This window comes from Streptomyces cinereospinus (assembly GCF_042430725.1).
Lineage (GTDB): Bacteria > Actinomycetota > Actinomycetes > Streptomycetales > Streptomycetaceae > Streptomyces > Streptomyces cinereospinus.
Genome location: NZ_JBHMCY010000041.1, coordinates 1 through 25741, shown reverse-complemented (window position 1 = coordinate 25741; position 25741 = coordinate 1). Strand labels below are relative to the sequence as shown.

Annotated in this window: 25 protein-coding genes, 2 pseudogenes and 1 riboswitch; of the genes and pseudogenes, 14 read left to right on the top strand and 13 right to left on the bottom strand. The window is 74.1% G+C overall.

The window, feature by feature from the left end; translation table 11 throughout:
* Positions 1-90: 90 nt before the first annotated feature.
* Positions 91-529: pseudogene (locus tag ACFF45_RS35665) on the top strand (NF041680 family putative transposase); the annotation flags it as partial.
* Positions 530-574: 45 nt separating this feature from the next.
* Here the strand turns inward: ACFF45_RS35665 and ACFF45_RS21325 are convergent.
* The 3 genes from ACFF45_RS21325 to ACFF45_RS21315 all read right to left on the bottom strand — a co-directional run bounded on the left by ACFF45_RS21325 (position 575) and on the right by ACFF45_RS21315 (position 4631).
* Positions 575-1069, bottom strand: a complete 495-nt coding sequence (locus ACFF45_RS21325; RefSeq protein ID WP_381348018.1) for a DUF5709 domain-containing protein — start codon at positions 1067-1069, stop codon at positions 575-577.
* A gap of 482 nt (positions 1070-1551) precedes the next feature.
* On the bottom strand, positions 1552-3894 hold the full coding sequence (locus tag ACFF45_RS21320) for a glycoside hydrolase family 65 protein (RefSeq protein WP_381348017.1): 2343 nt from the start codon (positions 3892-3894) through the stop codon (positions 1552-1554).
* A complete protein-coding gene (locus tag ACFF45_RS21315) occupies positions 3891-4631 on the bottom strand; it encodes an HAD family hydrolase (RefSeq protein ID WP_381348016.1) in 741 nt (246 codons plus the stop codon). The genes ACFF45_RS21320 and ACFF45_RS21315 overlap by 4 nt, the downstream gene beginning before the upstream one ends.
* Before the next feature lie 280 nt (positions 4632-4911).
* Here ACFF45_RS21315 and ACFF45_RS21310 point away from each other — a divergent pair, with 280 nt between their 5' ends.
* From ACFF45_RS21310 to ACFF45_RS21295, 4 genes are all read left to right on the top strand, one after another.
* Positions 4912-5544: a nucleoside/nucleotide kinase family protein gene (locus ACFF45_RS21310; RefSeq protein WP_381348015.1), complete on the top strand. Its 633-nt coding sequence runs from the start codon at positions 4912-4914 to the stop codon at positions 5542-5544.
* Positions 5545-5934: 390 nt separating this feature from the next.
* On the top strand, positions 5935-6858 hold the full coding sequence (locus tag ACFF45_RS21305) for a MurR/RpiR family transcriptional regulator (RefSeq protein WP_381348014.1): 924 nt from the start codon (positions 5935-5937) through the stop codon (positions 6856-6858).
* Between the two features lie 326 nt (positions 6859-7184).
* Positions 7185-7565, top strand: a complete 381-nt coding sequence (locus ACFF45_RS21300; RefSeq protein WP_381348013.1) for a hypothetical protein — start codon at positions 7185-7187, stop codon at positions 7563-7565.
* A gap of 201 nt (positions 7566-7766) precedes the next feature.
* Entirely contained in the window at positions 7767-10163 is a 2397-nt protein-coding gene (locus ACFF45_RS21295; RefSeq protein WP_381348012.1) for a SpoIIE family protein phosphatase, read from the top strand.
* 28 nt (positions 10164-10191) lie between these two features.
* On the opposite strand, the gene ACFF45_RS21290 is transcribed toward ACFF45_RS21295, so the two are convergent.
* Positions 10192-10542, bottom strand: a complete 351-nt coding sequence (locus ACFF45_RS21290; RefSeq protein WP_381348011.1) for a MarR family transcriptional regulator — start codon at positions 10540-10542, stop codon at positions 10192-10194.
* Between the two features lie 132 nt (positions 10543-10674).
* Here ACFF45_RS21290 and ACFF45_RS21285 point away from each other — a divergent pair, with 132 nt between their 5' ends.
* From ACFF45_RS21285 to ACFF45_RS21275, 3 genes are all read left to right on the top strand, one after another.
* Positions 10675-11346 (top strand): ANTAR domain-containing protein, encoded by a 672-nt coding sequence (locus tag ACFF45_RS21285; protein ID WP_381348010.1) that lies wholly within the window; start codon positions 10675-10677, stop codon positions 11344-11346.
* 127 nt (positions 11347-11473) lie between these two features.
* A complete protein-coding gene (locus tag ACFF45_RS21280; RefSeq protein WP_381348052.1) occupies positions 11474-12142 on the top strand; it encodes a TetR family transcriptional regulator in 669 nt (222 codons plus the stop codon).
* A gap of 156 nt (positions 12143-12298) precedes the next feature.
* On the top strand, positions 12299-12712 hold the full coding sequence (locus tag ACFF45_RS21275) for a Zn-ribbon domain-containing OB-fold protein (RefSeq protein ID WP_381348051.1): 414 nt from the start codon (positions 12299-12301) through the stop codon (positions 12710-12712).
* Positions 12713-12738: 26 nt separating this feature from the next.
* On the opposite strand, the gene ACFF45_RS21270 is transcribed toward ACFF45_RS21275, so the two are convergent.
* On the bottom strand, positions 12739-13125 hold the full coding sequence (locus tag ACFF45_RS21270) for a PPOX class F420-dependent oxidoreductase (RefSeq protein ID WP_381348009.1): 387 nt from the start codon (positions 13123-13125) through the stop codon (positions 12739-12741).
* A 23-nt stretch (positions 13126-13148) separates the two neighbouring features.
* On the bottom strand, positions 13149-14327 hold the full coding sequence (locus ACFF45_RS21265; RefSeq protein ID WP_381348008.1) for a MalY/PatB family protein: 1179 nt from the start codon (positions 14325-14327) through the stop codon (positions 13149-13151).
* Positions 14328-14496: 169 nt separating this feature from the next.
* Between ACFF45_RS21265 and ACFF45_RS21260 the strand changes: the two genes are divergently transcribed.
* Positions 14497-15327: an SAM-dependent methyltransferase gene (locus ACFF45_RS21260; protein WP_381348007.1), complete on the top strand. Its 831-nt coding sequence runs from the start codon at positions 14497-14499 to the stop codon at positions 15325-15327.
* Between the two features lie 124 nt (positions 15328-15451).
* Entirely contained in the window at positions 15452-16798 is a 1347-nt protein-coding gene (locus tag ACFF45_RS21255) for a S1 family peptidase (protein ID WP_381348006.1), read from the top strand.
* A 45-nt stretch (positions 16799-16843) separates the two neighbouring features.
* Here ACFF45_RS21255 and ACFF45_RS21250 read toward each other — a convergent pair whose 3' ends face one another.
* On the bottom strand, positions 16844-17029 hold the full coding sequence (locus tag ACFF45_RS21250) for a hypothetical protein (RefSeq protein WP_381348005.1): 186 nt from the start codon (positions 17027-17029) through the stop codon (positions 16844-16846).
* Positions 17030-17257: 228 nt separating this feature from the next.
* Between ACFF45_RS21250 and ACFF45_RS21245 the strand changes: the two are divergent.
* Positions 17258-17454, top strand: a pseudogene (locus ACFF45_RS21245) (gfo/Idh/MocA family oxidoreductase); the annotation flags it as partial.
* A gap of 23 nt (positions 17455-17477) precedes the next feature.
* On the opposite strand, the gene ACFF45_RS21240 reads toward ACFF45_RS21245, so the two are convergent.
* The 5 genes from ACFF45_RS21240 to ACFF45_RS21220 form a co-directional block, all read right to left on the bottom strand.
* Positions 17478-18173 carry a L,D-transpeptidase gene (locus tag ACFF45_RS21240; protein ID WP_381348004.1) on the bottom strand — a complete coding sequence of 232 codons (696 nt, stop codon included), beginning with the start codon at positions 18171-18173 and terminating at the stop codon, positions 17478-17480.
* 130 nt (positions 18174-18303) lie between these two features.
* Entirely contained in the window at positions 18304-19218 is a 915-nt protein-coding gene (locus tag ACFF45_RS21235; RefSeq protein WP_381348003.1) for an SDR family oxidoreductase, read from the bottom strand.
* Between the two features lie 100 nt (positions 19219-19318).
* Entirely contained in the window at positions 19319-19693 is a 375-nt protein-coding gene (locus ACFF45_RS21230) for a DUF4180 domain-containing protein (RefSeq protein ID WP_381348002.1), read from the bottom strand.
* Positions 19694-19759: 66 nt separating this feature from the next.
* Positions 19760-20389 carry an MBL fold metallo-hydrolase gene (locus ACFF45_RS21225; protein ID WP_381348001.1) on the bottom strand — a complete coding sequence of 210 codons (630 nt, stop codon included), beginning with the start codon at positions 20387-20389 and terminating at the stop codon, positions 19760-19762.
* Positions 20389-21477: an S-(hydroxymethyl)mycothiol dehydrogenase gene (locus ACFF45_RS21220; RefSeq protein ID WP_381348000.1), complete on the bottom strand. Its 1089-nt coding sequence runs from the start codon at positions 21475-21477 to the stop codon at positions 20389-20391. The genes ACFF45_RS21225 and ACFF45_RS21220 overlap by 1 nt, the downstream gene beginning before the upstream one ends.
* A 493-nt stretch (positions 21478-21970) precedes the next feature.
* Here ACFF45_RS21220 and ACFF45_RS21215 point away from each other — a divergent pair, with 493 nt between their 5' ends.
* The gene (locus ACFF45_RS21215) at positions 21971-23683 is read left to right on the top strand and encodes an ABC transporter ATP-binding protein (protein ID WP_381348050.1); all 1713 of its coding nucleotides are present in this window, start codon (positions 21971-21973) and stop codon (positions 23681-23683) included.
* Between the two features lie 34 nt (positions 23684-23717).
* Here the strand turns inward: ACFF45_RS21215 and ACFF45_RS21210 are convergent, their stop codons facing one another.
* A complete protein-coding gene (locus tag ACFF45_RS21210) occupies positions 23718-24011 on the bottom strand; it encodes a hypothetical protein (protein WP_381347999.1) in 294 nt (97 codons plus the stop codon).
* 171 nt (positions 24012-24182) lie between these two features.
* On the opposite strand from ACFF45_RS21210, the gene ACFF45_RS21205 reads away from it, so the two are divergent.
* On the top strand, positions 24183-24548 hold the full coding sequence (locus tag ACFF45_RS21205) for a nuclear transport factor 2 family protein (protein ID WP_381347998.1): 366 nt from the start codon (positions 24183-24185) through the stop codon (positions 24546-24548).
* 41 nt (positions 24549-24589) lie between these two features.
* Positions 24590-24674: riboswitch (ZMP/ZTP riboswitch) on the top strand.
* Positions 24675-24695: 21 nt separating this feature from the next.
* A complete protein-coding gene (locus tag ACFF45_RS21200) occupies positions 24696-25547 on the top strand; it encodes a bifunctional 5,10-methylenetetrahydrofolate dehydrogenase/5,10-methenyltetrahydrofolate cyclohydrolase (protein WP_381347997.1) in 852 nt (283 codons plus the stop codon).
* The last annotated feature ends 194 nt before the right edge of the window (positions 25548-25741 follow it).

The following is a 25741-nucleotide window of genomic DNA, read 5'->3' as shown; positions in this document are numbered from 1 at the left end:
AGCCGGAGGGCGGGCAGGCGCCAGTAACGTGGCCGACAACGCCGTCGCCCCGGGCGGCGGCGTTGTCGCGGCCCGCCCACCCGGCCGCGCGTCACCGGCACCACCGACTACGGCAAGGCCGAGACCCAGGCATGGGACCGGGTCCACCCCCGGCTCACCCACCGCTCCCCATGGCTCGACCACGGCGGCGAACCACCCCTGGTCGGCGGCACGTCGACGCGGCTGACGGTCGAGCACCCGTCGAAGGGACGGGATGCTCGGCCACTGTCGGACACTCACTCCGACGCCGGGACGAACGCCCGGACCAGGTGGGAACCCGTACCCCACTTCTCAGGCCGCGCCCCGGATCCGCCGGGGGTTCAGGGACATCAGCGCTCGGCTCGCCTGCCCGGCCCGTGTTCCCCCACCCCGAGGAGCCGGCCCTGGACGGCCACCCGGTGCCAAGAACAAGCACCGGGCACCCCGCTACGACGTCGGCAGGACCGTCGAACGCCCCCAGACCCTCAAAACCATCCGGCGCGCCCGGAGGATAGCTGCAGCACAAGCTCGGAGACGCCCGTTCGGAGCCGGTCGCTCAGAGCCGGTCCTCGTCCACGATGTGCACGGCCGCCTCCTCGGCGCCCGCGGCTCCCGCGTCGACGCCCTTGTCCTCGGCGACGGCCTCCTTGGTGGTGTCCGGGTGCGCCCCCTCGTCCGGCGCCACCAGGCGTCCGGCGCGCTCGGTGCCCGCCTCCGGGTCGACCGGCTCGCCCTCGCCGCCGGGCAGGTCGCCGACACCGTCCCCGGCGGCCCCGGTCACGTCGGGCTGCTCCTGGGCGAGCCGCTGGTCGAGGGTCTCGCCCTCGTGCTGCTCGGCGGCCGTGGTGCCGTACCTGGTGGCGCCGAGGGGCTTCTCCGGCGGCGAGTAACCCTCGTCCAGCATGTCGTCGTACGTGCGCTCGTCGACGGCGTCCTGCAGGTCCAGGGGCGCGGCGTCCTCCTGCTCCTCGTTGCTCCCGGTGGGCTGGTAGGCGTCGTCGGCCATCGCGTCGTCCGCCACCGGTTCGGGGCGCGTCCCTTCGCTGCCCATGGCTGCCTCCTCGTCGCACAGCGCCGATGTGATCTCGGCGTCGGTCCCTCTTCGCGTTTCCCGTCGCACGCGCTCCAATCACGCTTCCCGCAGGCCGCGGCCCCGGACGGGGGCGCCGGCCGTGCCGGGTCCCCGCCGGGTCAGAGCACCTCGCGCCGCCGGGGAGGTCCGGCAGCCGCAGCACACCGGGGCACGCCAGGGCGCGTACCGCGGTCAGCGCGCCGTGCACGACCGCGCCCGCCGTGGCCGTGACGGCGAGCGCGGTCCCGGAGCGGGCCGCCGTCGGTCCGCAGCGCATCAGGAAGCGGGCCGGCCGGCTGTGTGCGGCATGGCGCGGCACGACGGGTGACGCGCACGCTGTCGGCCAGGGCCCGGCTCCACCCATATCAGGAAAAACGCACGAACCAACCCATGGGTGCGGCATGCGCAGCGCCCGGTGCGGCCGGGCGCTGGGCGGGCAGCGCGGCCGCTCGGGCGACTGCTCAGCGGGCGTTGGGGGCGCGGTGCGGGGGCTGCTCGGGGGCCGGGCGGACGGGTGCCGGAGGGACGGTGCGCACGGCGGGGCTGTCGGGACCGACCTCCAGGGGTTCGCCGTGGTGACCGATGGTCATGGGCGCTCCGTTGAGCAGGGTGTACGTGGCCTTGTCCGGGGTGATCTCCACGCGCAGCCGGCGGCCGCGGAGCTGAATGGTGAAGGCGAGCCGGCTGAACTGCTCGGGCAGGCGGGGCGCGAAGCGCAGCGTGTCGCCGTCGCGGCGCATTCCGCCGAAACCGGCGACCAGCGCCGTCCACGTCCCGGCCAGCGACGCGATGTGCAGGCCGTCGCGGGTGTTCTGCTCCAGGTCGGCCAGGTCCATCAGGGCCGCCTCGACGGTGTAGTCGTAGGCGAGGCCGAGGTGGCCGGCCTGGGCGGCGACGACGGCCTGGACGCAGGCGGACAGCGAGGAGTCCCGGACCGTCAGCGGCTCGTAGTAGGCGAAGTTGCGGGCGAGCTGCTCGTCGTCGAAGTGGCTGCCGCAGGTGTACATCGCGAGCACCAGGTCCGCCTGCTTGACGACCTGCTTGCGGTACAGGTCGAAGTAGGGGAAGTGCAGCATCAGCGGGAACCGGTCCGGGCCGGTGGCCGCGAAGTCCCAGCGCTGGTAGCGGGTGAAGCCCGCGTGCTGCTCGTGCACCCCGAGGTCGTCGTTGTACGGGACGGTCATGGCACCGGCCGCGGCCCGCCAGGCGGCGCTCTCCTCGTCGTCCACGTCCAGGCGCGCGGCCTGTTCGGGGTGGCGCTCGACGGCCTCGGCGGCGGCCAGCAGGTTCGCCCGCGCCATGAGGTTGGTGTACGTGTTGTCGTCGGCGATCGCGCTGTACTCGTCGGGGCCGGTGACACCGTCGACGTGGAAGGCGCCGTGGTGGTCGTGGTGGCCGAGCGAGCGCCACAGCCGGGCGGTCTCCACCAGCAGTTCCACGCCGGTGTCCCGCTCGAAGTCGCGGTCGCCGGTCGCCGCCACGTACCGGATCACGGCGTCGGCTATATCGGCGTTGACGTGGAAGGCGGCGGTTCCGGCGGGCCAGTACGCCGAGCCCTCCGAACCGTCGATCGTCCGCCACGGGAACGCGGCGCCGCGCAGCCCCAGTTGGGCGGCGCGTTCCCGGGCCGCGGGCAGGGTGTCCTGCCGCCAGCCCAGCGCCTCGGCGACCGCGTCGGGCGAGGTGTAGGTCAGCAGGGGCAGCACGAACGTCTCGGTGTCCCAGAAGGCGTGGCCGTCGTAGCCGGAGCCGGTCAGGCCCTTGGCCGGGATCGCCCGCCCCTCCGCGCGGGCGCCGGCCTGGAGCACGTGGAAGAGGGCGAAGCGGACCGCCTGCTGGATCTCCTCGTCGCCGTCCACCTCCACGTCGGCCCGCGCCCAGAAGTCGTCCAGGTAGGCCCGCTGTTCGTCGAGCAGCCCCTGCCAGCCGCTGTGGGCGGCCGCCGCGAGCGCCGCCTCGACCTGGTCGCTCATCGCGGGCCGGGAGCGGGCGCCGGACCAGCCGTGCGCGACCAGTTTCTCCACCCGCAGCCGCTCACCGGGGTCCAGCACGGAGGTGACGGTGAGGCGGGACACGTCCACGTTGCTCTCGCTGCTCGTGGTGGTGCGGCCGGGACCGTTCACCACGTGGTCGGCGGCCACGGCGACGCGCAGACCGCTGCGCCGGGTGCGGTGCACGAGCCGCAGCCGGGACCCGTCGGCGAAGTCCTCCTCGGGCTCCAGCGGCGACTTCAGTGCCCGCGCGGCCCGCGGGTCGCCGTTGGGCTCGGGCAGGCTCTCGTTGGCCACCAGCTCCGACTGGATCACCACCCGCGTGCGGCTGTCGACGGGCTCCACCTCGTACGCTACGGCCGCGATCGCCCGCTGGGTGAGCGACACCAGCCGGGTCGAGCGCACCCGCACCGTCGAACCGGCCGGCGAGGTCCACTCGCAGACCCGCTCCAGGACACCGCGGCGCAGGTCCAGGGTCCGCTCGTGCGCGACGAGCCGCCCGTAGCGCAGGTCGAACGGCTCGTCGTCGACCAGCAGCCGCACCACCTTGCCGTTGGTGACGTTGATGACCGTCTGGCCGGACTCCGGATAGCCGTAACCGGCCTCGGCGTACGGCAGCGGGTGCAGCTCGTGCACGCCGTTGAGGTACGAGCCGGGCAGGCCGTGCGGCTCGCCCTCGTCGAGGTTGCCGCGCCAGCCGACATGGCCGTTGGACAGCGCGAACACGGACTCGCTCTGTGCCAGCACGTCGAGCCTGAGGTCGGTCTCCCGCACGGTCCACGGCTCGACGGCGTACGCCCCCTGTGCGATCACTCCGTGTCCCCCAGTTCGGCGAGGTCCCGGACGACCCGGTCCGCGCCGTGCGCGTACAGGGCCTCGGCCTGTCCGGTGCGGTCGACGCCGACGACGTACCCGAAGCCGCCCGCGCGTCCCGCGTCCATGCCGGCCAGCGCGTCCTCGAACACGGCCGCCCGGCGTGCCTCGACGCCGAGGTCGCGGGCGGCGGCAAGGAAGGTGTCCGGCTTCGGCTTGCCGGGCAGCCCGCGCTCGGCCGCCACCACGCCGTCGACGCGCACGTCGAACAGGTCCTCGGCGCCGATCGCGCGCAGGACGTCACGGCAGTTGGCGCTGGAGGAGACGATCGCGGTGCGCAGGCCCCGGGCGCGGACCGCCCCGAGGTAGCGCAGGGTGCCGTCGTAGGCCTCGACACCTCCGGTGCGGATCCTCTCCAGCAGGAGGTCGTTCTTGCGGTTGCCGACGCCGTGCACGGTGGGGGCGTCGGGCGGGTCCTCCGGAGTGCCCTCGGGCAGCCGGATGCCGCGGGAGGCGAGGAAGGTGCGCACACCGTCCGCGCGCGGCCGGCCGTCGACGTACTCGTCGTAGTCGGCGACGGCGTCGAACGGCCGGAACGCGTCGCCCTCGCGCTCGCGCAGGACGGCGTCGAAGGTCTCCTTCCAGGCGGCGGCGTGGACCACGGCTGTCTTGGTGACGACCCCGTCGAGGTCGAACAGGCAGGCCAGGATTTCTTCGGGCAGACCGAGCTCCGTCATACAGGTCCGGTTCCCCGCCCGGCCGGGTCCAGTGAGTGGCGGAGGCCACACCGGCTGTTTCCCGCCACCCCCCGGCCGGTACCGACGTCGGCCGGCCCGTCGCGCAGCCACCTGTCGTAAGGCCGTCGCCGCGCGGCCCGCCCCCACCGCCCGTGGGCCGACGCCCTGCCCCGGCCCCCGACACCCGGCCCCGGCGCCCGACCTCCGAAGCCCGGTTTCGGGCGCCCGTCCCCCGGCGCCCGTCCTCCGGCGCCCGTCCCCGGATGACACACTCTGCGGTGTGCCGGTGACCTTCGACGATCTCCTCGCCCGCGCCCGCGCCCTCCCGGTGGACGGCCGCCGGGCCGTCCTCGGTGTCGCCGGAAGCCCCGGCTCGGGCAAGACGACCCTCGCCGAGCGCCTGGTCCGGGAGCTCAACGGCACCGGCCGGCCATGGGTGGCGCATGTCCCGATGGACGGTTTCCACCTCGCCGACGCGGAACTGGACCGGCTGGGCCGGCGCGAGCGCAAGGGCGCGCCGGACACCTTCGACGCGGCCGGGTACGCGGCCCTGCTGCGCCGGCTGCGCGAGGACGGCGACGACGTGGTGTACGCGCCGGGCTTCGAGCGCGTCCTGGAGCAGCCGCTCGCGGGTGCGATCCCGGTCCCGCCGGACGCCCGGCTGGTCGTGACGGAGGGCAACTACCTGCTGCTCGACACGGGCGCGTGGGCGCGCGTCCGGCCGCGGCTGGACGAGGTGTGGTTCTGCGAGCTGCCCGAGCCGGAGCGGGTCCGCCGCCTCGTGGCCCGGCACGAGGAGTTCGGCAAGGGCCACGAGGAGGCCAGGGCGTGGGTGCTGGGGACGGACCAGCGCAACGCCGAACTGGTGGCGGCGACACGGGACCGCGCGGACCTGGTGGTGACCGTCGACTAGGACAGCCCCCGAGGGGCGTCTCGTGGAGCGGGCGGGACACCCCCCGGGCGCCGGTCCGCCGCACGGTTCCAGCGTCGGCTCCGGTCCGCCGTGGGCGTCGCCCGCCGCGTCGCCGATCAGGGTCGTGCGGGCCTCGGTGCGGACCGTCAGCCGCGCGGGCGGGACGCGAAGGCCGGCGGGAATGGGGAGGCGGCGGCGTAGCGCCCCCCTCCCGGCCGCGCGCCCCCGCGGTGACGAAGCCGTCGACCCGTTCCCGCACCGCCACCCGCCTCCGCACCGCCCCGCCCTCGGATCTGCGCTCCCCCGTCTCCCCGAGCCCTCCGGTCGCCCCGGGCGGCCACACTGCGTGAGCTATGTTGAAGCTCCGTGGGAAGCAAAGGAGGCGCACCGGTGCCATCGCCGCAGCAGGCACGCGCACAGGCATCCGCGATCACCTCGGGGAAGACCGTGCCGGAGGCGGAGGCCGCCCCGACTTCCCAGCTCAGGGCGCTTTTCGACCAGCCCCGGCTGTCACCGGGGCAGCGGCGCATCGCCCAGTACCTGATCGAACACATCACCGAGGCGGCGTTCCTGTCGATCACCGACCTGGCCGACCGGGTCGGGGTCAGCCAGCCGTCGGTGACGCGTTTCGCCGGCGCGGTCGGCTTCACCGGTTACCCCGCGCTACGGGAACGGCTTCAGGCCATCGCCCTCGGCGCGCTGGCCGGCGGCCCCGCGGCCGCGGAGGAGGACCGCGGCAACGAGTTGCAGTCGGCGGTGGACGCCGAGATCGATAACCTGGAGAACCTGCGCCGGGACTTCGCCGATCCCGACCGGCTCATCGAGACCGGCCGGCAGCTGTCGGCGTCCGCCCCGCTGACCGTGCTGGGCCTGCGGATCTCCGCCTCGCTCGCCGAGTACTTCGCGTACGCCGCGCGCCGCATCCACCCCGACGTCCGGCTGGTGACGCTGGGCGGCAGCGTCGCCTACGACGCGCTGCTGCAGTCCCGTGAGGCGGGCGGCACGTGGGTGCTGGCGTTCTCGCTGCCCCGGCACGCCCAGGAGACCCTCGCCGCGGTCCGGCTGGCGCGCGGCGCCGGCCTGCGGGTGGCCCTCATCACCGACCTGGCGCTCGGTCCGGTCGCCGACGAGGCCGACGTCACCTTCGCCACCGGCACCGGCTCGCGGCTGGTCTTCGACTCCTACGCCGCGCCCGGCCTGGTGGCGGCCGCGCTGCTCCAGGCCATGACCGACGCCGATCCGGAACGCACCCAGGCCCGGCTGGAGGCCTACGAGCAGGTCTCCGACCAGCATCAGTTCTTCCTCCGGGGCTGATCCCCCGCTCCTGACCCGGCGACCTTTACGCAAGGACCTTTCATTTTCAAAGCGCACATGAATGTTTTCATACGTCTTGCAAAGCCATCGGCATATATAAATACTGCTCGCGGATCCGCACCCGCCCGAGGAGAGCCGGCCGTCCGCTCGGTACCCGGCCTGCTCTCCGGGGCGCCCGCACGGACACCCGACGCCGATGTCCCCTACCCACGTCGGCGATCCGGTGTTCGGTAGGGGCGGTCCCGGTCATCCCCTAGGCCGGGGCCGCCCCACATCCGCGGACCCGCCACCGCGGCACCACGCCGCACCGCAGCACACCGGAAGCGATGATCATGCCTCTGACGTCCACGCGCACCCGCCCGGACTGGCCGTGCCAGGTCAAGACCCCCGGCAGCTACGACTGGGAGCGGTCGGCGGCCAAGTGGCTGCGCGAGCTGGTACCGGCCCGGTACGCCGGCTACCCGGCGTTCATCCGCCACCCCGTGCTGCTCGCCCGGCACGCGCAGCTCCAGGTCCAGCAGGAGATCCGGATCGTCCGCACCGCCCTGCAGACCGCCCGCGCCGACCTGCCGCGGCTCGGCATGCCGGAGTCGGTCATCGAGCACACGATCAAGCTGTACGCCGCCGAGGTGCTGCAACTCCAGCACATCGCGCGCAGCGTACGCGCGGTGGCCGACGCGCTCGCGGAGCACGGCGCGGGGCGCTGACGGCAGTGGTGCGGGCCGGCCGTGACGGGGGTGCCGGAAGCCGCACGGGCCCGCCCGCGACGCACAGTCGGAAGCCGTACGGGCCGCCCACGACGGGTTATACCGCTTCGGGGCCGGGGCGCGCCCCGGCTTGCACTTTCGGGTGTATCGGCTCCCGGTGACCTTGCGCCCGCAGGGGGGTCCCTGTGCGATGCTCGACGGGTGACGAGCGACCCCGCGATCCCCGCGGAGAACGGCACCGGGTCCGGCACGGTCACACCGGCCGGAGCCGCGGCCGGGCGATCCGGCGGGCTGGACCGGCTGCGGGAGCCGGCGGCGGCCTCCGCCGTGCTGGAGCGGGCCAAGGGCGTGGTCATGGCGCTCACCGGCTGCTCCGCGGACGCGGCGCACGAGGAACTGCTGAGCCGGGCCAGGGCCGGCGACCGCACGCTGATCGAGGAGTGCCGGCTCACCCTCGGCGGCGGCTCCCCGGGCGAGGCCGGCCCGGCGCCCGGCCGGAGCGCCCCGGCGGCCGTACCGGCTCCCGCGCGGGAGCCGGCCGACGAGGCGTCCGCCGCCCTGGGGCGGCTGGGCAAGGCGCTCGCCGCCGTCCACACCCCGCACGAACTGGCCGGCTGCCTGCTGGCGCACCTCGCGGAGACCGCCGACGCCGACGCCGTCCTGATCTTCGCCCGGCTCCCGGCCGACGGCCTGGAACTGATCGGGCACGCGGGCGTCGGCTCCATCCTGGCCGCCCAGTGGCGCCAGGTGCCGCCGCTGAGCGGCATCGCCGCGCTGGAGTCGCTGCGCACCCGCACGGCGTGCTGGCTGGAGGACCTCGCGGCGGACCGGAAGCGGTTCCTGCTCATCGGCGATCCCCCCGAGCGCTGGCGGTCGCGCGCGTGGCTGCCGGTGGTGACCGACGGCACCGCCGAGGTCTCCATCGGCGTCCTGCGGACCCGCCCCGGCCCCTTCACGCCGCGCACCCGTGAGTACCTGCGGGCCGTGGTGCGGTTGTGCGCGGGCCGGCTGCGCGCCTTCGACGCCCGGCCGGAGCCCGCCACCGACGGCTCCGCCGACGCCGTACAGGCCGTGTTCGACACGCTGCCCGGCGCGGCGATGCTGCTCACCCCGGTGCGCGCCCCGTCCGGGGAGATCGAGGACTACCGCATCGACGCGGCCACCGCGGAGGCGACCGACGTCGTCGGCCGGACCGGCCGCCGGCTGCTGGGGCTGCGGATCCTGGAGTGCTGGCCGCCGGTCGCGGACGAGTCGCTGTGGCAGCGGTGCCTGGACGTGATGAACGCCGGGAAGCCCTATGAGGGCGAGCCGTTCGCGCAGCAGGACGTGGGGGCCGGGGTCACCGAACTGTCCACGTACTCGGTGCGGGTGGCCCGGCTGGGCGACGGACTCGTCATCAGCTGGGTCCGGCACGACCCCGCGGAACGGCAGGAGCAGCGGCTGGCGGAGGTGCAGCGGCTGGGCAACCTCGGCTGGGCCAGCTGGAACCTGCTCACCCACGACGTCACCTGGTCCGCGCAGGTCTTCACCGTCCTGGACCGCGACCCCGCGCACGGCCCGGTGCGGCTGTCCGGGCTGCCCGGCCTCACCGTGCCGGAGGACGCGCCGCTGCTGACCCGCGCCGTCGAGGCGCTCGTGCACGAGGGGCGGCCGGCCGACGTGCCGTTCCGGATCCGCACCGCGCGCGGGGTGCGCCATCTGCGGGTCGTCGCGGAGGCGGTGGCCGACCTGCACGGCAGGCCGGTCGAGGTGCACGGAGTCGTGCAGGACCTCACGGCCCAGCGCAGCGCCGAGCTCGCCCTGGTGGAGAGCGAACGGGCCGTCCTCACCGAGCGCGGGGCGCTCCGGAACGAACGGGCGCTGGCCGCCCGGCTCCAGCACGCGCTGCTGCCGCTGCCGGACAAGCCGCTGCGGCTGGCCGGGCTGCGGGTGGAGGTGGCGTACCTGCCCGCGCAGTCCGGGATCCACGTCGGCGGCGACTGGTACAGCGCCATCGAACTGCCCGACGGCACCGCCCTGTTCGTGGTCGGCGACGTGGCCGGTCACGGCATGGACGCCGTGGCCACCATGGCCCAGCTGCGGTTCTCCGCCAAGGGCATGGTCCTCACGGGCTCCTCGCTCACCGGCGCCCTCAGCCGGCTCAACACGCTGCTGCTGCACTCCCACGGCCCGCACGGCACGGCGACCATGGTGCTGGCCCACTACCGGCCGGACGAGCGGCGCCTGGTGTGGGCCCAGGCCGGCCATCTCCCGCCGCTGCTGCTGCGCGCCGGCGAGGTGCGGCGGCTCGGCCGGCCCGGCGGGATGCTGCTCGGGGCCAGCACCACACCGGTCTTCGAGGAAGTGGAGTGCCGGCTGGAGCCCGGCGACCGGCTGCTGCTCTACACGGACGGGCTGGTGGAGCGGCCCTCGGAGGGCATCGACCGCGGCCTGGAACGGCTCTCCCGGGCCCTGCTCACCGACCACACCGACGAACCCGGCTCACTGGGGCCGCTGCTCGCGGCCCTGCTGGAGGAGGAACGGCGGGACGACGTCTGCGTGGTGGACATCCGCGTGCCGGACGACGCGACGGATCCCGCGTCAGCGGCGACCGGGTGACGGACGACGGCGGCAGCGGACGCCGGTCTCAGGCCTCACCGGCCGCCGCCCCGGCCTCCGCGGTCTCCCGGCCGCGGTGCGCCTCGTCGCGGGCGAGCACGGCCAGCAGCGAGGCCACGGTCAGCCCCGCCTCGGCCGGGTGCCGCAGCACCTTCGCCGGTTCGATGCGATACGTGTTGCCCCGCCCCTCACGCCGGTGGGAGAGATAGCCGGCCTGCTCCAGGTCGACGATGATCTTCTGCACGGCTCGCTCGGTGAGCCGGCAGTGCGCCGCGATGTCGCGTACGCGGGCGTTGTGGTCATCGGCGATGGCGGCCAGCACCCGGGCGTGATTGGTGAGGAAGGTCCATCCGGTGTGCGGTTCAGGAACTCCACCCATGGCCCCCATCATAGGACCCGGGTTTCCCGCATTCAAAAACGCGAACTACATTTCATGTATCCCTTGACGTATCCCGCCGCGAGGACGACTCTGGTGCAGACGGCAGGCAGGTGTTTCGAAGGAGTGTCGGCCATGCCGGAGCCTGCGTACTCCACGCAGCCCGCAACCCCCGCGGCCGTACGGCCGCGGTCGCTGTCGATCGCCACGCGGCCCGACGGCGCGCGTCCGGTCGTGAGCGTGGGCGGGGAGGTGGATCTGCAGGCCGCCGACGACCTGCGCACCGTCCTGCGCCAGGCGCTCAGATCCGCCACGGACGGCGTCGACCTCGACTTGCGGGCCGTGACCTTCTGCGACTGCTCGGTGCTGAACGTCCTGCTCGCCGTCCGGGAAGAGGCACTGACGGAGGAGAAGACGGTGACGATCCAGGCCCCCAGTCCGGCGACCGAGCGGCTCCTCACCCTCACGGACACCCTGTCGCTGTTCACCCCCGAGACCGGCGGTGCCGACCCGGAACTGGGCGTGGAGGTCGTACAGCTGCGCCGGGCCATGCAGACCAGGCCCACCATCGACCTGGCCCGCGGGGTGCTGATGGCCACGTTCGGACTGAGTCCGCAGGACGCGTGGCACGTTCTGGTGGCGGTGTCGCAGAACACCAACACCAAGCTCCACCGCCTCGCCCAGGACCTGGTCACCGCCGTGCGCGGCGAACCGCTGCCCGACGCGGTGCAGCGCCAGGTGGCCACGGCGGTGGCCCGGCTGTCGGAGCCCGAGGGCTCCGGCGAGGCGGGTGACGGCGAGGCGTAGCCGCGGACGGCCGCGTCATGGGGCCTGCCCTGTGCCGCTCAGGGAACCGAGTTCCCTCCGGGCAGAGCACTGAGTGCCATCGGGCCTGCGCAGGTGTTACGTTCCGTGCATGAGCGCGAAACCGCCCATGCGGGAGGCCCTGGTCGCGGCGGCCTTCCGGCTGTTCCTGGAACGGGGCTACGAAGAGACCACCGTGGACGACATCGTGGCCCTCGCGGGGGTCGGACGGCGGTCGTTCTTCCGCTACTTCCCGTCCAAGGAGGACGTGGTCTTCCCCGACCACGAGCGGTGCCTGGCCGACATGACGGCCTTCCTCGCGGCCGGCGACGGGGACGACGAGCCGGTCGGGCGGGTCTGTGACGCGGCCCGGCTGGTGCTGCTGATGTACGCCGAGAACCCGGGCTTCTCCGTGCAGCGCTACCGGCTCACCAAGAAGGTCCCGGGACTGCGGGCGTACGAACTGTCGGTGGTGTGGCGCTACGAGCGCGCCCTCGCCGGGTACCTGCGCGGGCGTTTCGCGGGCCGGCGCGACGGCGTCCTGCGGGCCGATGTGATCGCGGCCGCCGTGGTCGCGGCGCACAACAACGCGCTGCGCTCGTGGCTGCGCTCGGACGGCACGGGCGAGCCGACCGCGACGGTGGACCACGCCCTGGACCTGGTGCGGGCCGCGTTCGACGGCGGGCCCCGCCCCCCGGTGGACGAGCGGCCGGAGGACGTGGTGGTCGTCGTCTCCCGGCGCGGCGCCCCGCTGTGGCGGGTGGTGCAGGAGATCGAGACCACCCTGGGCCGTGACTGAACCGCGGGAATCCGGCGGTACGGAGTACCTTTACTGGCGGCACTGAGTGCCATACGCTGAGGCCGTGCACGGTGGCACGGTCACGGTGAGCCGCGCACAGGCGTGCGCCGGTGTCGCGCACGCGGGTTTCCGGCCGAGTGCAGGGAGTTGACCAGCGTGTACCACTACTCAGGAAGCGTCGCTCAGCGGGCAGCCGGCTCCGCCGCGGGCGTCCTGGACCATCGGCCCGCCGAGCCGGAGGCCCTGCTCTACCAGCGCTGCACCTGGTGCGGCACCGCCATGTACCACCGGCTGCTGTGCCCGGTCTGCCAGGGCAGCGACCTGCGCACGGAGCGCAGCGAGGGCACCGGCACCGTTCGCCACACGACGGTCGTGCACCGCAACACGCCCGCCGCGCGCAATGTGTCCCTGATCGAGATGGCCGAGGGGTTCGTGGTGCGGGGCCGGGTGATGGGCCCGCCGATCGGCATCCACAGCGGCGACCGGGTGCGGCTGTCCACGGCCAAGGACCCGGTGCGCGGCGAGCCGGTGTTCCAGCTGCTCGACGAGCCGTACCGCGCCTGGACCTGAGCGGTGCGGCCCGGCGGGCCACGCCGTCAGCCGGCGGGGGTCACCCGGATCCCGACCGTGCCGTCCAGGCCGCGCCGCAGCCGGCTGCCGAGCAGGGTGAGGCGGCCCGTGATGCCGTACTTGCGGGCGACGAGGCGCCGGTAGCGTGCCGTGGTCGCCGCGTCGGCGATCTCGGCGGTGGCCGGGACCTGCGCGCCGGTCGGCCTGCCGCGCACGTCGCAGGGGCCGACGAGGACGTCGGGACGGCGCCGGATGCGCTTGACCTTCCAGGAGTCGGCGGCCGTCCAGACACCGAGCGCGTCCCCGTCGGCGACCACCCAGACGGGCGTCGGCACCGGGGTGCCGTCCTTGCGGTAACTCGTGATCAGCAGGTACTTGCCGGCTCCGAGCCGGTCCGGCGAGGTGGCGTCCATGCCGGGAAGTGTAGGCAGGCGGCTCACCGCAGCGCGGCGGCCATCCGCCGCACGCCGTCCGTGAGGATCTCGGGTGACGTGGCCAGGTTCAGCCGTACGTGCCCCGCGCCGCCGGTCCCGAAGGGCAGGCCGCGGTTCAGGGCCACCCGGCCCCGGTGCAGGAAGACGTCGGCCGGGTCGTCGCCGAGGCCCAGCGCGCGGCAGTCCAGCCAGGCCAGGTAGGTGGCGTCGCCGGGGCGGTAGCGGACGCCGGGCAGCTGCTCGGCCAGCAGCCGGGCGAGCAGGCGCCGGTTGTCGTCCAGGCCGGCCAGCAGGGCGTCCAGCCAGGCGGTCCCGTCGCGCAGGGCGGCGGTGTGGGCGACGGCGCCGAGGTGGCTGGGGCCGTGGCCGACCTCCTCCGGCAGCAGGGCCAGGTCGGCGGCGGATCCGGGACCCGCGACGGCGAGGGCCGCCTTGAGGCCGGCCAGGTTCCAGGCCTTGGAGGCCGACATCAGCGACAGGCCGTCCTCCCCGCCCGGCACGCTGAGATACGGCACGAACTCCGTGTCGCCGACGACCAGCGGGGCGTGGATCTCGTCGGCGACGACGCGCACGCCGTACTCCCCGGCGAGGCGGGCGACCGCCGTCAGCTCCTCGGCGGTGTGCACGGTTCCGGTCGGGTTGTGCGGGCTGCACAGCAGGTACGCCGCCCGGCGCCCGCCCGCCACGGCCTGCTGGAAGGACTCCTCCAGGACCGCGAGGTCGATCCGCCCCGCCGCGCCCAGCGGGGCGCCGAGCACCCGGCGGTCCAGGTGCGCGACGAACGGGAAGAACGGTGGATACACGGGCGGGTTGACCACCACCGCGTCCCCCGGACCGGTCACCAGCCGGAGCATCTCGACCACGCCGAGCATCACGTCGGGCACGATCGCGGTGCGGCCCACGTCGACTCCGGTCCAGCCCCACCGCTTCTCGGCGAAGGCGGCCAGCGCCTCGGCATAGGCGGTCCCCGCCGGATAGCCGGTGTCGCCGAGCGCGAGCGCGTCGGTGAGCGCGCGGACGACGGGCTCGGCGAGCGGCACGTCCATCTCCGCCACCCACAGCGGCAGCACGTCGTCGGGATAGGTGCGCCACTTCATGCTGGTACGGCGCCGCAGCCGGTCGAGGTCCAGTGCGCGCAACGGGTTCGGTTCCCCGGCCGTGCCGTGCGTTCTCCTGGTCATGGGCACACGATAGGCGGCCGCGCACCGGCCGGGCACCGGGGACGGCCACGGGCCGCACACCGAAAACACCCAAGGCCCGGCAAAGATCATCTCGTCGGTCTAGATTGCGTCTTGACACCGCCGGGGCCTCTTCACGCCCCGGCACCAGGCACCCCCAGGAGCTGATCCCGTGACCGAGAACCCGCCAGCCGCGGACGGCGTGGCCCAGGCGCTGCGCGAGCGCATCAACACGTCCCAGCCGCACACGGCCCGGATCTGGAACTACTGGCTCGGCGGCAAGGACAACTACGAGGTCGACCGGGCGGCCGGCGACCAGATCCGCCAGCTGCACCCTGGCATCGGCGAGTACGCCCGCGCCGACCGCCTGTTCCTGGGCCGCGCCGTGCGGCACCTGGTCGCCGACGCCGGCATCCGCCAGTTCCTGGACATCGGCACCGGCCTGCCCACCGCCGACAACACGCACGAGGTCGCCCAGCGGCTGGCCCCCGAGGCCCGGATCGTGTACGTCGACAACGACCCGCTCGTCCTCGCGCACGCCCGCGCGCTGCTGACCAGCACGCCGGAGGGCCGCACCGACTACCTGGACGAGGACCTGCGCAATGTCGACGCGATCCTCGAACACGCCGCGAAGAGCCTGGACTTCACGCAGCCCGTGGCGCTGATCCTGCTGGGCGTCGTCATCTTCCTCGACGACGACGAGGACCCGTACGGCGTGGTGCGCCGGCTGATGGACGCCCTCCCGCCGGGCAGCCACCTGGTGCTGTCGCACACCATCACCTCGCCGGCGATGCCGGACGTGGACGAGGCGGTGAAGTTCTGGAACGAGCACGGCACTCCCAAGCTGACCCAGCGCACCCCCGAGGCCGTGAGCCGCTTCTTCGACGGGCTGGAACTGCTCCAGCCGGGTGTCGTGTCGTGCTCGCGCTGGCGGTCCGAGGAGGCCGGCGACGCGGAGCCGGAGGAGGTCGCCATGTTCGGCGGGGTGGCCCGCAAGAACTGAGCCGGCCCCCGGGGATGAACGCCGCCGGGCCCCGGCACGTATGAACGGGGGGTGCTCGACGACCCGGGCGCCCCGCGGCCGCCGCGTGCGGTCGCGCCGCGTGTTCGGGGTTCGGGAGCCAGGCATGAGGCACGCACGACGACGGATCGCCCGGCGAGTGACCCGGCTGGCGTCGGTCGGCGGGATCGTCCTCGGGGCGGCCATGGTCACCCAGGCGGTCGCGAGCGAACCCCCCGCCGCCGCTCCGCGCCTGCTCGCCGAGGACACCGGCGCGGGCCTGGTCGGACGGCTCGGCGCCGCGCGGACGGCGGGCAGCTGGATCGACGACGACGGGCGGCCGGTCGTCGCGGTCACCGACGCCGAGGCGGCCACCGAGGTCCGCGCGGCGGGCGCGACGGCGAAGCTGGTGCGGCACAGCCTGCGCGAACTCGGCTCCGCCACGCGGCAGCTGCGCGCGGCACCGCGGGTGCCGGGCACGGCGTGGGTGGTGGACTACCGGTCGAACGAGGTGGTGGTCCGCGGGGACAGCACCGTCTCCGCCGCCGACTGGTCCGAGCTGACCGACCTCGCGGACGGCATCGGCGGTTTCGTCCGCACGGAGCGCACCGAGGGCACCTTCACCACCCGCGTCAACGGCGCCCTGCCCATCCTCTCCACGGCCGGGCGGTGCTCGGCGGGGTTCAACGTCACGGACGGGACGGCCGACTACATCCTCACCGCCGGGCACTGCGGGCCGGACGGCTCGGTCTGGTTCGCGGACGGCCGGGGCGGCCGGCCGGTGGGCCGGACGGTGGCCGGCAGCTTCCCCGGCGACGACTACTCGCTGGTGCGGTACGCCACGGGCCGGGCGGGCGACGGGGCGGACGTGGTGGCCATCGGTGACGGGCAGGGGGTGCGGATCACGGGGGTCGGTGAGGCGGCCGTAGGGCAGCGGGTGTTCCGCAGCGGCAGCAGCAGCGGGCTGCGGGACGGGGAGGTGACCGCGCTCGACGCCACGGTGAACTACCCGGAGGGCACGGTCTCCGGTCTCATCGAGACGAACGTGTGCGCCGAACCCGGGGACAGCGGCGGTCCGCTGTTCTCCGAGGGCATCGCGCTGGGCGTGACCTCGGGCGGCAGCGGCGACTGCCGCACGGGCGGGACGACCTTCTTCCAGCCGCTGCCGCGGGCGCTGTCCGCGCTCGGCGTCCAGCTGATCACGTCGGCCCCGCAGACCGGGCAGGGCGTCCCGCCGGCGTCCTCGGGCACCCAGAACGCGGTCGCACCCCCGGACGCGGCGCCGGGTGCGCCGGTCCCGGTCCCGGGTGAGGCGGGCAGGCGGCTGCTGGCCCGGCTGACGGACCCGCGGATCGTCGGGCCCGGGCTCCTGGTCGTCGGAGGCAGTCTGACGGCGCTGGCGGCCACGCGGTGGATCCGTACGGAACAGGACCGCAAGGCCTACCAGCGCCGCTACTCGGCCACGTGGGGTTGACGGAGAGGTCCGGGGGCCGAAGGCACCGGGCCCGCCGTGTGCGGGTCAGGCGGCCCGCGCCGGATGCGGCGTCGCGGCGGCCCACTCCATGACGAGGCGCTGGTACCGCTCGCGCTGCTCGGTGCTCAGTGTCCCGCCCGCCCGGCGCCACAGCGCCCGGATCTCCTCGTTGACCTCCGCGGCCGATCGCTCGGTTGCGGTTTCAACACTGGTGGACATGCCGTGAAGCATACGGCGCCGGACGTGAAGGCGATGTGAGCCATCGGGAATCAATCGGGCATATCGGTCCGTGTCCCTGATCACGTCCTCGTCGCCGAACCGGCCGCGCGGTTCGGGTGTCCGCCGCGCCCGGCGCCCGCCCCCGTCCGGCGGTCCACCGCCGGACGGGGGCCGGGGGCGTCCCGCGGCCCTCTTCCCGCGGCCCGCGGACTGTCCGCCGTTGCCGTACCCGACGCCCGCCTCCCCAACGGCCACGGGGGCAGCCACCACATTGCGGCGGACGACTTCGGGACGGTGGTGGTCACCCGCTCGCCGCCGTCCGTGAACGCCTGGGTGGCGGCCCGCCGCACCCTGCCGGGCATCGTCGCGCACGAGTCCGCGCGGCAGGGCGGGATACGACGGGGATCCCGGACCTCGACGACGCGCCGGAGGGCTGACCGCTCCCCGCGGGCCGGTCCCGTCAGGTGCCCGGCTTGCGCCCGTAGACGTAGACGTCGTCGCCGGTCTTCAGCAGCGACCAGTACTTCTTGGCGTCGGTCCTGGTCATGTTGACGCAGCCGTGCGAGCCCGGCGGGTTCCACATGCTGACGCCGACGGAGTGGAAGGCCTGGCCGCCGTCGAAGAACTGGGAGTAGGGCATCGGCACGTTGTAGAGGGTCGACACGTGGTCGATGTTGCGCCAGTAGACCTTCTTCAGGCCGGTGCGGGTCTCGTAGCCGTTCTTGCCGGTGCGGACCGGGACGGGGCCGTGGACGAGCTTCTTGCCGTCCTGGATCCAGCTCAGCTGGAGCGTGAGGTTCACACAGGCGATACGGCCCTTGTCGACCGGGCACGCGCCGGCCTTGTTCGGGTTCTTGCCAACGGCCTTCTGCTTGTTCATCAGGTCCATCACGCCCCAGGTGACGGGGCCCGCGTACCCGATGGCCGGCGTGATGCCGTGCTTGGTCTGGAACGCCTGGATCGCCTTGCAGTCGGTGGCGGACTGCCGGCCGTCGACCGGGCGGCCCAGAAACTTCTCCACCTGCTTCTGGTACGGCCCGGTCTGCGTGGTGCAGCTCGCCGCCTGCGCCGGGCCGGCGCCCAGCGCGAGCGTGAGCGGCGCCACCAGGGCGGCGGTTCCCAGGACGACGGTCGCCCGTCTGCGTGTCTCCCCCATGGACTGCCTCGTCTCTCGCAGGGAATGCGCGTCTGCCGCGCGGTCTCTGCCAGCTAGACAGGCGCGGGGGCCGCTCGGTTGTGGCAGCGGTGCGATCGCGACGGAACGGTGACATTCACTCTGCGCAGGGTCACCGGTAGCCGGTCGTGCCGGCCGGCCTGCCCGCATCCTGGACCTCCACGAGGTAGCGCCAGGCGTCGGGCCGGCTGCCGTCGAGGTCGGTGAAGCCGTACTCCCGGGCGAGGCCGCCGCTGGAGAGGGACCGGCCGTTGAAACGGGGGACCGCGGGGTCGGCGGCGAGGGCCGCGACGGCGCGGCCGACGTAGCGCGGGGTCTCCGAGATGGCGAAGTGCGGGACCTGCCCGAGGGCGTCCCGCCAGTTGTCCTCGCGCACGCCGTAGTGTTCGAGCATCATCTCCGAGCGCAGCCAGCCGGGCGTCAGGGCCACGGCGGTGGCGCCGCGCGGGCCCAGTTCGTGGCCCAGGGAGAAGGCCATGCGCAGGACGGCGGCCTTGGCGAGGTCGTAGAGGAAGTTCACCCGGTAGGTGTCGCGGTTGTAGTCGGCCGTGCCGTCGGTCATCTCCACGACCAGGCCGCCGGGGCGGCGCAGCAGCAGGGGCAGGGCGTGGTGGCTGGTGACGGCGTGGGTCTCGATCGCGAGGCGCAGCAGCCGCAGGCCGTTGTCGAGGTCGTGCTCCCAGACGGGCGTGTCCCACTCGAACAGCTTCTCGCCGCCCCAGATGTCGTTGACCAGCACGTCGAGGCGGCCCTGTTCGTCGGCGACGCGGTCGACCAGGGCGCGCACCTGCGCCGGGTCGAGGTGATCGGTGGGTACGGCGATGCCGTGGCCGCCGGCCTCGCCGACCAGGTCGGCGGTGTCCTCGATCGTCTCGGGACGGTCGTACTCGGAGCGGCGGGCGCGGGTGCTGCGGCCGGTGACGTAGACGGTGGCGCCGGCCGCGCCGAGTTCCACGGCGATCCCGCGGCCCGCTCCGCGCGTCGCCCCGGCGACCAGCGCGACCTTGCCCTTGAGCGGCTGTGACATGTCCGACCTCCCGTGTGGCTGCTTCCGGGAAGGAGCCTTCCGCGAAAGCCGGACATCCTCTGTCACCTTTCCCGGCCGGCCGCTCCGCCGTTCGGGCGGCTCACCGGCCGGGCGCCAGCCTGGCCTCCAGTCCGTCCCGGTCCGGCACGAACCACAGGGAGCCGCCGCGGTCCGCCTCACGCAGGAGGTCGCGCAGCGCGGTGCTCTTCTCGACGTGGTGCGAGACGTCCCCGACGATCGCGAGGCGCAGCCGGTAGTTCACGAACTTCTGCGTCACGGCGCCGGCGACGCCCGAGCGCAGCCGGAAGAAGGCATCGGCGACCCGCTCGACGGGCACGGCGACGAGTTCGGCGCCCTGCCCGAGCGCGTCGCCGATCAGATCGAGCGCCGCGCCCTCACCGTCGAGCAGCGGCCCCTCGGGGGCGCAGTACAGCACGGGCACGTCGTGCAGGGTGACGAGCGAGTTCGAGGTCATACCCAGTGATCGTACTGGGGTTCGCATCCAGTTTCAGCGGCCCACGGGCTTCAGTGGCCCCGGGCCTCAGTAGCCTCGCGCGATCCACTCCTGGAGGTGCGGGGCCTCCGCCCCGATGGTCGTCGGGTCGCCGTGACCGGTGAGGACCTTGGTCCCCGGCGGGAGGGTGAGCAGCCGGTCGCGGATGGAGTCGATGATCGTCGGGAAGTGCGAGAAGGAGCGGCCGGTCGCGCCGGGACCGCCCTGGAAGAGGGTGTCGCCGGTGAAGACCACGCCGAGTCCCGGGTCGTACAGGCAGACCGCGCCGGGGGCGTGGCCCGGTGTGTGCAGCACCCGCAGGTCGGCGCCGGCCACCTCGATGACCTGGCCGTCCAGCAGCCCGGCGCCGGGGTCGAGGTCCGGGTGGGTCTGCTTCCACAGCGGCAGGTCGTCGTGGTGCAGCCAGATGACGGCTCCGGTGCGCTCGGCGAGCGCGGGCGCGGCGTTGATGTGGTCGTTGTGGGCGTGCGTGCACACGATGGCCGTCAGCCGGCGGTCCCCGACCGCCGCCATGATCGCGTCGGCGTCGTGGGCGGCGTCGATGACGACGACCTCGTGGTCGTCGCCGACCAGCCACACGTTGTTGTCGACGTCCCAGGTGCCGCCGTCGAGGGTGAACCGGCCGGAGGTGACGAGGCGTTCGATGCGGGCGGTCATCACAGCACCACCACCGAACGCAGCACGTCGCCGCGGTGCATCCGCTCGAACGCCTTCTCCACCTCGGTGAGCTCGATCGTCTCGGTCACGAACGCGTCCAGGTCCAGCCGCCCCTGCAGGTGCAGGTCGATCAGCATGGGGAAGTCACGGGACGGCAGGCAGTCGCCGTACCACGAGGACTTCAGCGCGCCGCCGCGCCCGAAGACGTCGAGCAGCGGCAGTTCGAGCTTCATCTCCGGGGTGGGCACGCCGACCAGGACGACCGTGCCGGCCAGGTCCCGGGCGTAGAAGGCCTGCTCGTAGGTCGCCGGGCGGCCGACCGCGTCGATGACGACGTCGGCGCCGAACCCGCCGGTCAGTTCGCGGATCGCCGCGACCGGATCGGTCGTGGCCGAGTTGACGGTGTGAGTGGCGCCCATCGTGCGGGCGGTCTCCAGCTTGCGGTCGTCGATGTCGACCGCGATGATCCGCGCCGCCCCGGCCAGCTTCGACCCGGCGACGGCCGCGTCACCGACGCCGCCGCAGCCGAACACGGCGACGGTGTCGCCGCGGCCCACGCCGCCCGTGTTGATCGCGGCCCCGATGCCGGCCATCACCCCGCAGCCCAGCAGTCCGGCGACCGCCGGGGAGACGGCCGGGTCCACCTTGGTGCACTGACCGGCCGCGACCAGCGTCTTCTCCGCGAACGCGCCGATGCCCAGCGCCGGGGACAGCTCCTGGCCGGTGCCGGCGAGGGTCATCTTCTGCCCGGCGTTGTGGGTGTCGAAGCAGTACCAGGGGCGGCCGCGCAGACAGGCCCGGCACCGGCCGCACACGGCACGCCAGTTGAGGATCACGAAGTCACCGGGGGCCACCTCGGTGACGCCGTCGCCGACGGTCTCGACCACCCCGGCGGCCTCGTGGCCGAGCAGGAAGGGGAACTCGTCGTTGATGCCGCCCTGCTTGTAATGCAGGTCGGTGTGGCAGACCCCGCACGCCTGCACCCGCACCACGGCCTCCCCCGGCCCGGGGTCCGGCACGACGATCGTCTCGACCCGCACCGGCTCGTCGCGCCCCGGTGCGATCACGCCGCGTACTTCCTGCGCCATTGTGCTGAACCCTTCCGTCTGCCGGTGTCCGTCCCGCCCCCGACCCTAGCGTGACTGATCGGTAAGGGGACGGCGCACGGGGCCGTCCGAGGTGGGCGCGGCCGCCTTTCCGTCCCGGACGGGTTGGGACGCCCGCCTTCCGCTCCGTCGCGGACGGGTTCGGACGCCCCGCCATCCGCTCCCTCCCGAACGGGCTCGGACGCCCGCCATCCGCTCCCTCCCGAACGGGCTCGGACGCCCGCCATCCGTACGGAAACCGGTGTTCCGCCCCGAGCGGGGGCCGCGCCCGCGGCACGCCGCACGACGAGGTCCGCGCCGCCCCGCCCCGGTCGTCCGGGTCACCGGCCCCGGCCGCGCACGGGCCGGACCGGGCCCGTGGCGGAACCCCGGGGCCCGCTGTCAGTGCTCCCCCGTAGTCTCTGACCATCCGCCGGACTCGTGAAGGAGCAGCGTGAGCAACGCACAGACGGAGACCGCCCAGCCCCCGTGGCGCATGCTCCTGGGCTACGTACGCCCCCATCGCTGGGCCCTGTTCGCCGGGGCGGTGCTCTCGCTGGTCACCGGGGCCACCGGGCTGCTGCTGCCGCTGGTGGCACGGGAGTTGATCGACGACCTGGCCCGGGACCGGTCCATCACGGGCGCGTTGCTCGCGATGTCGGCCCTGGTCGTGGCGAACGCCGCGCTGGGCGCGCTGGGCGCGTACGTGCTGCGGCGCACCGCGGAGTCGGTGGTGCTCGGCGCGCGGCGCACCCTGTCGTCGTACCTGCTGCGCCTGCGGATATCCGCGGTGGACCGCAGCGAGCCCGGCGACCTGATGGCCCGGATCACCTCGGACACCACCCTGCTGCGCGAGGTCACCACCGACTCCCTGGTCGGGCTCGGCACCGGCGGGCTCACGCTGGTCGCGACCGTGGTGATGATGGGCCTGGTCGATCCGGTGCTGCTCGGCGTCACGCTCGCCGTGGTGCTCGGCGCGGGCACCGTCCTCGGTTTCATCGTGCCGCGCATCAACAAGGCCAGCCGGCGGGCGCAGGACGCGGTCGGTGTGATGGGCGCCTCGCTGGAGCGGGTGCTGGGCGCGCTGCGCACGGTGAAGGCGTCCGGCGCGGAGCACCGCGAGGAGCGGACCCTGCACGCCGCGGCGGAGGAGTCGTGGCGGCAGAGCGTGCGCGCCGCCAAGTGGTCGGCGGCCGCGGGCAACACGGCCGGGCTGGCGATGCAGATCGCCTTCATCACGGTGCTCGCGGTGGGCGGCGCGCGGGTCGCGACCGGCGCCGTCGACGTCGGCACCCTGGTCGCCTTCCTGCTGTACGTCTTCTACCTCATGGCACCGATCCAGCAGGTCGTCGGTGCCGTGACGCAGTACCAGACGGGGGCCGCGGCCCTGACCCGGATCCAGGAGGCGCTGCGGCTGCCCGCCGAACCCGCCGGGTCCGCCGCCTCGTTGCCGGCGGCCGACGCCCGCCCCGCGGCGCTCGCCTTCGAGGACGTCCGCTTCCGCTACGCCGAGGACCTGCCGTACGTCCACCACGGCGTGACCTTCGAGGTGCCCGCGCAGGGCATGACGGCGTTCGTCGGCCCGTCCGGCGCGGGCAAGACGACCGTCTTCTCGCTCATCGAGCGGTTCTACGACCCCGAGTCGGGCGTGATCACGCTGGACGGCCGGGAGCTCACCGAGTGGGAACTGCCGCTGCTGCGCTCGGCCATCGGCTACGTCGAGCAGGACGCGCCGGTGCTGTCCGGCTCGCTGCGCGACAACCTGCTGCTGGGCAATCCGGAGGCGGGCGACGACGCGCTGGCGCGGGTGCTGAAGACGACCCGGCTGGACGGACTGGTCGCGCGGCTGCCGCAGGGGCTCGACACGCTGGTGGGGCATCGCGGCACCAAGCTGTCGGGCGGGGAGCGCCAGCGGGTGGCCATCGCCCGCGCGCTGCTGCGCCGCCCGAGACTGCTGCTGCTCGACGAGGCCACCTCGCAGCTGGACGCGGTCAACGAGGCGGCGCTGCGGGACACCGTCGCCGACGTGGCCCGGGCCACCACCGTGCTGGTCGTCGCGCACCGGCTGTCCACCGTGACGATGGCCGACCGGATCGTGGTGATGGACGCGGGCAAGGTCCGCGCGGTGGGCACCCACCGCGAACTCGTGACCGCCGACCCGCTGTACGCGGAGCTGGCGGCCACCCAGTTCCTGGCCGCGGCCGGCTGACGGGTCCGGCGGGCCCGGCCGGCGGCGAGCGGGCTCAGTGGACGGCGGGGAGCAGTCCGGTGACCGGGGCGACGAGGCCGGTGACCTGGTTGAGCTGGTTGAGGTCGTTCAGCCGCTTCAGCTGGGTCAGCTGGGCGGACGGCCGCGGGAACTCCTCCTTGTGCTCCTCGGGGATGTCGCTCACGGTCAGCGAGTCGAGCGTGGCCATCGGGCTGAACCCGCCGGCGCCGCGGCTGTCCGCCCCGGCCGCGGCCGCCGACGGGGCGGCGAGACCGGTGACGGCTGCCGCGAGACCAACGGCGGCGACGATACGACGTGTTGAGATCATGCCTCCAGCAACGCGCGCCGCCCCCCGCCGGACACGGTCGGCCCAGCGCCCTCACCCGTCAGGCGCAGTCGCCGCCCGCTTGCCGGGGCCGACCGGACGGAGGAATCTCGTAGGAGAGGCCCTCCGCGGTCCGGGTCCCCCGTGGGCCGCGGCCCTTCGAAGGAGGTCACGATGGGTACTGCGGCCAGTCCCGCCTTCGACGCCGAGACGCTGCGCCGGGGCATAGAAGGCAATCCGAACACCCTCCTGTCGCTCTACGCCGACGACGCCGAACTGCGCGTCGTGGACCACAACGCGCAGCCCAGCCACCCACGGGTGCTGCACGGCCGCGACGAGATCAGCGCCATGCTCGACGACGTCTACAGCCGGGACATGACGCACAAGCTGGAGGACTGCGTCGTCCAGGGCGACCGCGCGGCCTTCAGCGAGTCCTGCGAGTACGCGGACGGGATCCGGGTCCTGTCGGAGTCGATGATCAGGCTGCGTGACGGCAAGATCACCGAGCAGACCCTGATCCAGGCGTGGGACGAGCAATAACGGCGTTGGGGGCGAAGGGCCGGCGCGCTTCGGTTACGCTGATCCGGGGCCGTGACTGGCGCTGAGGTGGAGTACCACCGGGGAGCGGTCCACGCAGAGTAGATGCCGCGCGCCTGGGCGATCCGTCGATCGACCCAGGAGTGGACCATGTCTCAGGCCCGGCTCATGGACGGCACCGCGCTCGCCCGGCGCGTCGTCGAGGACACCGCGCGGCGCGCCGCCCGTCTCACCGACCGCACCGGCGTCACCCCCTGCCTGGCGACGGTGCTGGTGGGCGAGGACCCCGCGTCCGTCACGTACGTCCGGATGAAGCAGAACCGCTGCCGCACCGCCAACATCGCCTCCCGGCACGTGGCGCTGCCCGCCGCCACGGCCACCGAGGACCTCGTCGGCACGCTCGCGGCCCTGTCCGCCGACCCCGGGGTGCACGGCATCCTGCTCCAGCACCCGGTCGGCGACCACGTCGACGAGCGGGCCGCGTTCGAGGCGATCGCGCCGGAGAAGGACGTCGACGGCGTCACCTTCGCCTCCTTCGCGGCGATGAGCTTCGGCCTGCCGGGCTTCGTGTCCTGCACACCGGGCGGGATCATGCGGTTGCTCGACGCCTACGGCGTCGACCCGGCCGGCAAGCGGGCCGTGGTCGTCGGGCGCAGCGCGATCCTCGGCAAGCCGGCCGGCATGCTGCTGCTCGCCCGGGACGCCACGGTGACGTACTGCCACTCGCGCACCGAGGACCTGTCCGCGGCCGTCCGGGAGGCGGACATCGTGGTGGCCGCCGTGGGCCGCCCGCGGCTGATCCGGGGGCAGGACGTCAAGCCCGGCGCCGTGGTGGTCGACGCCGGGTACAACGCGGGCAACGTCGGCGACGTCGACTTCGACTCGGCCGTCGAGCGGGCCTCGCTGATCACCCCGGTGCCCGGCGGGGTCGGCCCGATGACGATCGCCACGCTGCTGGAGCAGACGGTCGAGGCGGCCGAGCGGCAGCTGGGCGTGGCCTGAACCAGTGCTGGCGCGGCGTCATCAGCGGTGCCGGACGCGGCGGCTGGTCGCGGCGCCGTGGGCCGTGCCGCCGCGCCGACCCGGTGCCGCGACGCCGGTGCCCGCGCCGGTCGACGCTCAGCCGGGGGGCAGCCGCCCGGGCGGTGCCGCTCCTCGCCGAGCCGGCCGTCGGCCTGCGCCTTGGCCAGCCGCGC